Raw genomic sequence first — 6,321 nt, forward strand, 5'->3', positions numbered from 1 at the left:
CTCGGCGCACCTGTTTAGGCTCTAGTGAGAATTAAAGACTTCCGCCTTTCACTTGTTTGCTTTCGGCAAGTTTAGCCGGATCTCCAAGTTTCTCTTTAAAGAAATTCACAACAGTATTGATGATGTTCGGCTGATACCAGGGGAGATCTCCGTGTTTTGCACCTTCTACCAAGATATATTTCACATCTTGATTCTTCGCCTTCAAAGCTTGGTACATGCTGGCGCTTTGTTCAGGACTGACCAATGGATCAGCGCTTCCGTGCAGAAGAAGGAAAGGAGGTTCATTACCGCTGACGTGTCCGAGAGGGCTGGCATCAAGCATTTTCTTCGGATCTTTCGTAATGCTTTCGCCGGGGAAAGTATTGAACGCCGGGCCGTTCACTAACAAAGCTTCAGTCACAGCGGGCGAATCATGCACAACTCGAATTTCTTCTGGGAATCCTTCGCCGATATTGCGAAGGTCTGACAACCCGTAAAGAGACACGACAGCCTGAACGTCAGAAGACTGGTTCAGGAAATCACCTTTATCAAACTGTTTTTCACCATTAGTAGCCCCCGACATTTGAGCAAGGTACCTGCCGGCAGAGTCACCGAGAACGCCGATCTTTGCAGGATCAATACCATATTCTTTTGCGTGTTCACGAAGAAATCGCACAGCAGCTTTTGCGTCATTAACTAATGCCGGATATTTTGTCGGAACTGTTCGGTATTCAGCGGCTGCAACCACAAATCCAGCCTTAGCTAAAGCTGTTCGCATTTCGGTGAATTTTTCATGGTCTGCGGAAGTGAATCCCCCGCCGGGGAAATAAATAATTGCGGGTTTTGCTTTGCCGTCTCGAGGAATCATCACCGTCATACGAAGAGCTCTGTTGCTTCTCAGCCCCTTGATTTGCGAATAAATAATGCCAGACATAGAGTCTATTTGGCCGTTCTCGATTTTCGGCCGCATTATTTCTGCGCCCTCCGTGTAGCCGGGCAATTTTGCGTTTGCGATATTAGTCATTACTAAAAAGGCCCCAGTCAAGACAAACATCTTTCCTAACTTCATTTGTATTCCTCCTCAAAAGGCACTTCTCCCCAAGTCTCTTTGGATTTTACTTTTGCGCTCCGGGAAACAGCTACCAAAGTATTTAAGGACATTTACTCAGTACAAACCATTAACGTAGTACTGTGGGAAAAATTTTCCGCTTAATCTGAGTGAAAGACCTCCTTTGAAGAGCCATCCGCGACTAACATCAATCTAATATTCCTCTTCGGAGAGATTTATGCGAACAAAATTAATCGTCGGCTCCCTCTTCGCCTTTACAGCCTTATCTTCCTCCGCCGCGCTCCTTGATTCCGTCAATATTCCTCAAACGCCTCAGCAGGAGGCAAAAATCGAACTTGGCAAAATGCTTTGGTTTGATCCAAGACTTTCGTTATCAGGCAAAATCTCCTGCAACAGCTGTCACGATCTTTCCACAAACGGTGCAGATACGAAGCCTCTTTCTATTGGTTACGCCGGAAGAAAAGGGACAGTGAACTCTCCGACTGTCTTTAACGCAGGCAAACAGATTGCGCAGTTTTGGGACGGAAGAGCTAAGAATCTATCTGAACAAGCAACGGGCCCGATTACCAATCCTCTCGAAATGGCAATGACGCCTGAGTTAGCTGAAGGAGTTATTCGGTCCATTCCAGGATATAGGCCTTATTTTGAAAAAGCCTTCGGAAGTCAGAACCCGACTTTTAGCGAAATTGCGGAGGCCTTAGCAGCCTTTGAAAGCACGTTAACGACTCCGAATTCTCCATTTGAACGCTATGTCAAAGGAGATAAAACAGCGCTCACTCAGCAGCAAATTGACGGCTTAAGACTGTTTAGAAGATCTGGCTGCATCATGTGCCACAACGGGAATCTTCTGGGCGGAACGTCTTTCCAAAAAGTCGGTTCCGTTCGGCCTTACATTACCAACAATCCTTCTAAAGGAAAAATGGACATCACCGGCAAACCATGGGATGAAATGATGTTCAAAGTGCCTATACTCTTGAACATTGAAAAAACAGCTCCGTATTTTCACGATGGAGCGATCAGAACATTGCCGGAGGCCGTCGGGACAATGGCTGACATTCAGCTCGACGCCAATCTAAGTGCGAAGCAGGTGGATGATATTGTTGCCTTCCTTCATTCTTTGAACGGCGAAGTCCCCAAGATTGAAAAACCGGCTCTTCCGCCAAGTGGGCCTGAAACCCGGAAATACATCGAAGAAGTGTATTGATTTCCAACCTCTGAATTACGTGTGAAACGGCTCGAACCTCTAGGCTCCGGCCGTTTTCTTTTTGAATTTCAGCAACCGAAAGGCAAAAAAAAAGCACCTGAGAAATAGTTTCAAGTGCTCTTAATCAATCAGAAAGATACAGCCGAATTGCTCGGCAGAATGTATCCTTCTCAACCTCAAATCCCAAGGAGAAGTGACAAAATCATTTGCCACGTAGAGATATTAGCACAAACATCTAGATAAAAACCCTATATAAGAATAATTTTTCTGCTATTTGCCTAAAATAGTTCACTCCTCTAGGTGTTATTACTCTAGTCAAAGCTTTTACGTACTAATACAATTTTCTCAACAAACCAAAATAATCCCAAGGACCTCTGCTTCGATTTCGTTGCAGAGGTTTTATTTTGTGCGGAAAAATGCCGACTGGTTTAAGGCACCTCAGACAAAAAAAAGGCGCTCGAAGAATCAATCCCGAGCGCTCCAATCTAAATTTGAAATTACGGCCGACTTGCTCGGCAGAACGTAATCTCAACTCAACCTCAAATCCCAAGGAGAAGTGACAACATTCAATTGCCACATCTGCATATTAGCATAATCCACTAGGTGAAAACCCTCTTATGTGAATACGCATCCTATTTTAGGTTTAATTTTCCAGTGCCTTTGCAGCTCGAAGAACGCTGATGATGCGGGCGTATTCTTTCTTTAGCTCATCCGTATATTGGTTTCCTTCTTCCCATCGTCCATTTTTAAAATCGAACTCCTGAGCTTTTACGGGTGTATTCAGGCTGGTAAAACCCAGCGTGGCAGTAATTCCCTTCAAAGAATGAGCAGCCCTTCTGGCATCTTCTCTTCTGTCTTCTTCTATTGCTTTAAAAAGCTCAGGGAATGTCGGTTCTTCTAAAAAACGGAAAAGGTACTTTTCATAGAGTCTCTCGTTCTCGGAGAAATAAATCAAGCCATCAGTTAAGTTAATGCCGCTCTTGGCTAAAAATTCCTTTTGTTTCCCGTTCATCTCAATCCTTAGGATCTTTAAAAATACCGAGCAAGAATAACAAACCGCACATCCGATTGAACAGAAGTGCGGTCTAATTCACATAATCAGAAAATTAGTATTCGAAGGTTCCTTTCTGCAGGAGCTCATTGTCCTTCATCATCAGCACGCCTTTACTGTAGACGTCCTGCAGTTCCCAGTTTTCATCGAAAAGGCACATATCAGCGCTGTTTCCGACGGCAACTTCGCCCTTACCTTTCATTTCCAAGCCGCGAGCTACGTTGCGAGTCAGAAGAGGAAGAACTTTTTCAACCGCATGACCTCTTGCAATCAGCTTCTTGAGATCACGGAGGTTACACGCAACGCCTCCGATACCGAGACCAACCATTTCGCCTTTTTCATTAAAGCGAGGTACAGAGCCATGACCGTCAGAACTCATTGTCATAATAGACGGTTCAATTCCGGCATCCCATGCTGCTTCAACTGCATCTGCAGGACTTTCAAAGCAACAGGAGCCGCCGGTTGTAATGTCGATACGGCCGCCTCTCTTCGCAAACTCAAGTGCTTTGCCGAAGACATACTTATCGCGAGCACAGTGCGTCGGACGAATGTGACGAATCGGGAAACCGCGGTTAACGATTTCTTCGAACATCTCAAATGCGCCCGGAACATTGCCAAGATGGATATGAAGAACACCGATCTTTCCGGCAATCATGCCGCCTACGCGAATCTGTGTCAGGAGGTCGAGAACATTCTGTGTTGTCGGGAAGGAGGAGCGATGGTCGCCCAATGCGATCTTAACGCCTAATACCTCATGAACCATCAGCAGGTCGTTTTTAACCGATCCCGTCAGAGTTGTCGGAGGATAAGAATAATTGCTTGTATACATCCAAGCGGTCACGCCTTCATCCGTCAAGGCTTGGACTTTGGCCAAAAGATTCGGCAAAGAACGAGTAACGCTATCTGTTCCGGAAACACCGACCAAGCTCGTGGTGCCGCAGGAAATCAGTTCACTGAGAACGATTTCAGGCGTACGGCTGCGCGGACCGCCTTCCCCGCCGCCACCGGTAACGTGAATATGTTGGTCAATGAAGCCCGGTGTCAAGATTTTGCCGGAAGCCTCAACCGTTTCAAGTTCAGGTAAAACAACCGTCAGATCTTTACCGACTGCAGCAATCTTGTCGTTAACCACCAAAACGTCCTGAACACCCAAATTATCTGGGTTGTAGACATGAGCCCCTTTTATTAAATAAGCCATAGAAAGATCCTTTTATAAGAAGATTAAGCTGCTGGTTACGGAAACGATCACTGCTATGATCATGACCGGGATTGTGCGGCGGATCAGGGCAATCGGAGTTAATCCTGTAATACCGGAGACCGCAATGATGACGCCAGCGATCGGGCTCATCGTACGAGCAATACCGGCAGACAGCTGAACCGGAACGGCCAGAGCTAATGTCGGAATACCGACAGAAGAAGCTGCCTCAGGAAGAAGCGGAGAGAAAGCAAAGAAGGCGGCGTTGCCGGATCCCGTAACGATAGCGGCAACAATCATGATGACGAGCATCACGATCAACATGATGAACAAACCTGCGTTCTGGATAGAAGCCGCCGCCTGAATCATCGTGGAGATACCGCCGATCTTGTTCAAACCGAGAGCAAACATTTCTGCGCAAACGATCAAGCTGACGGTAGAGGTAAAGACCTTGCCCATACCCTCAAAAATTGCCTGAGAATCTTTGCAGCACTGTTTAAAATCGCGGCGAGTTGCAATATCGACGACTAAAGCAATAATTAAAGAAACGATGATCGCGGTAACGAGATTCAGCTTGATGGCCTTATAGACTAAAGGAGAAAAACCGATCAGGAGACCCAGCGGCAGCATCGGTAGAATGGCGTAATACGCGGGACCGGCACCTTCAAGAGCCTTGTCGACGTCTAAAGCGCTTTCCTTGGTATCTTCTTTATTAGCTAAAGCGCCTTCTTTCTTATCGAACCAACGCTGGACAAAGAAATGACCGATTGCAACGGAAGCAATCGTGCAGAGGGCGACAGGACCTTGGCCCTGAACGAAGTAAGTCACGACGTCCATGTTGCAAAGGTCGGCAGCACGCATCGCGTTGGAGCTGGACGGACCCAAGTCCAAACAGCAGGTTGTCGCAATGACTGCGGCAGCTGAGGTGCGAGAAACGCCTAGTGCAACCAGCAGCGGATAAATCGAAGCCATCAGCAGAAGGCCGAGTCCGACAGCAGAGTTCACGAACAATGCGATGAACTGCCCTACGACATACGTCAGAGCTAGCAGGACATAAGGGGAGCGAATGGCTTTCAGAGGCTTAACGCACAGCTTAACTAAAGCTTTACTGGCACCGATGCGGTCCATATAAACAGCAAAACCGGCAATAGCCATAATGTTAAGACCTAAGCCAGGCAGACGACCCTTCAAGAGGTTTGTAAATGCCTGAGCAAAGTCAAACGCAAAGAAATTTGTGGAAGCTTTAGGAGCAACTGCCGGGACACCTTCTAGATATGCACAGAACAGCAACAGCAAGCCCAAAAGCAAGAGGATAATCGGAGGATAGTAGTTTTTAATAACGAAGTAGCTAACCAGCCCAATTGCAACCAGCGTGAGAAGTACACCAACCATTTTGCACCTATGGATTTGAGTTAATAATTATGTGGTAATGCTAGAATTTTAAAATTTTCTTGGGAATGGTGTAACCTTTTGTTAACTTGTTGTCCTTACGAAATTTTTAAGTGTAATTCCTAGGATATTTTTTGTGATTTGTTCACCACAACATTGAAGGAAACAGCGTTGATTACGAAATCATTTCTGAATTATTTCATCTTCCCTCACCGGCAAAGAAAGCATTGCCGCTAGATTCTCATTAGAAAATTCGATATGAATATAACTCATATTAGTTATATTTTATTCAAAACGGGGTGCTCCCCTAGGATGAATACTAGTATTTTCACTAAGAAAATGTATAATAGGAGCCGTTAGAGAAGTACTCCTGAAGTTAACAAAGCCGCTGGCAAAGATTGTTCTGATATTTTGCGTTTTTCAGTGATCTAGCC

At 45.8% G+C, this 6,321-nt stretch carries 5 protein-coding genes; 1 reads left to right on the forward strand and 4 read right to left on the reverse strand.

Going from position 1 to position 6,321, the window contains the following annotated elements; translation table 11 throughout:
* Positions 1-31: 31 nt before the first annotated feature.
* Positions 32-1,048 carry an alpha/beta hydrolase gene (locus HMPREF9439_RS05605; RefSeq protein WP_008864089.1) on the reverse strand — a complete coding sequence of 339 codons (1,017 nt, stop codon included), beginning with the start codon at positions 1,046-1,048 and terminating at the stop codon, positions 32-34.
* A 217-nt stretch (positions 1,049-1,265) separates the two neighbouring features.
* Between HMPREF9439_RS05605 and HMPREF9439_RS05610 the strand changes: the two genes are divergently transcribed.
* Positions 1,266-2,252 (forward strand): cytochrome-c peroxidase, encoded by a 987-nt coding sequence (locus HMPREF9439_RS05610; RefSeq protein WP_008812283.1) that lies wholly within the window; start codon positions 1,266-1,268, stop codon positions 2,250-2,252.
* A gap of 643 nt (positions 2,253-2,895) precedes the next feature.
* Here the strand turns inward: HMPREF9439_RS05610 and HMPREF9439_RS05615 are convergent.
* From HMPREF9439_RS05615 to dcuC, 3 genes are all read right to left on the reverse strand, one after another.
* Positions 2,896-3,264 (reverse strand): Hpt domain-containing protein, encoded by a 369-nt coding sequence (locus HMPREF9439_RS05615; protein ID WP_008812281.1) that lies wholly within the window; start codon positions 3,262-3,264, stop codon positions 2,896-2,898.
* A gap of 94 nt (positions 3,265-3,358) precedes the next feature.
* Positions 3,359-4,501, reverse strand: a complete 1,143-nt coding sequence (iadA, locus tag HMPREF9439_RS05620) for a beta-aspartyl-peptidase (protein ID WP_008812280.1) — start codon at positions 4,499-4,501, stop codon at positions 3,359-3,361.
* A gap of 12 nt (positions 4,502-4,513) precedes the next feature.
* Positions 4,514-5,890 carry a C4-dicarboxylate transporter DcuC gene (dcuC, locus tag HMPREF9439_RS05625; RefSeq protein ID WP_008812279.1) on the reverse strand — a complete coding sequence of 459 codons (1,377 nt, stop codon included), beginning with the start codon at positions 5,888-5,890 and terminating at the stop codon, positions 4,514-4,516.
* Positions 5,891-6,321 lie beyond the last annotated feature (431 nt).

Origin of the sequence: Parasutterella excrementihominis YIT 11859 (assembly GCF_000205025.1) — a bacterium.
Classification (GTDB): Bacteria; Pseudomonadota; Gammaproteobacteria; order Burkholderiales; family Burkholderiaceae_F; genus Parasutterella; species Parasutterella excrementihominis.